This is a genomic window from Methylobacterium isbiliense, assembly GCF_022179325.1.
GTDB classification, from domain to species: Bacteria; Pseudomonadota; Alphaproteobacteria; order Rhizobiales; family Beijerinckiaceae; genus Methylobacterium; species Methylobacterium isbiliense.
The window spans coordinates 1-1,104 of the sequence record NZ_BPQQ01000139.1 but is presented as its reverse complement, the minus strand read 5'-3'; the positions used below and the strand labels follow the sequence as shown (position 1 = coordinate 1,104).

At 83.9% G+C, this 1,104-nt stretch carries 1 pseudogene; it reads right to left on the bottom strand.

Annotated features, from left to right (window positions below):
• Positions 1-1,104 (bottom strand): annotated as a pseudogene (locus MFF61_RS33205) (hypothetical protein); the annotation flags it as partial.

Below are 1,104 nucleotides of genomic sequence, written 5' to 3'. Positions count from 1 at the left end.
GTCGCGCCCGTGGCCCCCACCGCTCCCGAGGCGCCCGTGGCACCCACTGGGCCTGTCGCGCCTGTGGCGCCCGTCGCGCCGGCGGGTCCGGTCGCACCCGTGGCGCCGATCGCGCCTGTCGCGCCGGTGGCACCCACCGCGCCGGTGGCGCCTGTCGCGCCCAGGCCCGTGGCGCCGGCCGGCCCGGTCGCACCCGTGGCGCCGATCGCACCTGTGGCGCCGGTGGCGCCCACGGCGCCCGTCGCGCCCGTGGCCCCCACCGCTCCCGAGGCGCCCGTGGCACCCACTGGGCCTGTCGCGCCGGTGGCGCCCGTGGCGCCGGCCGGTCCGGTCGCGCCCGTGGCCCCTTCCGGACCTGTGGCGCCCGTCGCGCCGGTGGCTCCCACTGCGCCGGTGGCGCCCGTCGCGCCCAGCCCCGTGGCGCCGGTCGCGCCGGCCGGTCCGGTCGCGCCCGTGGCGCCGATCGCGCCTGTCGCGCCGGTGGCACCCACGGTGCCGGTCGCGCCCGTGGCCCCCACCGCTCCCGAGGCGCCCGTGGCACCCACTGGGCCTGTCGCGCCGGTGGCCCCCGTCGGTCCGGTGGCGCCGGTGGCGCCCAGCCCCGTGGCGCCGGTCGCGCCGGCCTCGCCGGTGGCCCCGATCGCGCCCGTGGCGCCGGTCGCTCCGGTGGCCCCCGCGGCGCCCACCGGGCCGGTCGCCCCGGTCGGTCCTATCGGTCCGGTGGCGCCGGTGGCCCCCACCGGGCCCGTCGCGCCGGTGGCGCCCGTCGCGCCCAGGCCCGTGGCGCCGGTGGCGCCCACGGCTCCGGTGGCGCCGGTCGGTCCGGTGGCGCCGGTGGCCCCCACCGGGCCCGTCGCGCCGGTGGCCCCTGCCGGTCCGGTGGCTCCCGTCGCGCCCGTGGTGCCCGTGGCGCCGACAGGGCCTGTCGCGCCGGTGGCGCCGACGTCGCCCGTTGCGCCGGTGAGGCCGACCGGCCCCGTCGCGCCGGTGGCGCCGATGGGACCCGTGGCGCCCGTCGCACCGACGGCGCCGGAGGATCCCGTCGCGCCGATCGGCCCCGTCGCGCCGGTGGCACCGATCGGCCCGGTGGCGCCGGTGGCCCCC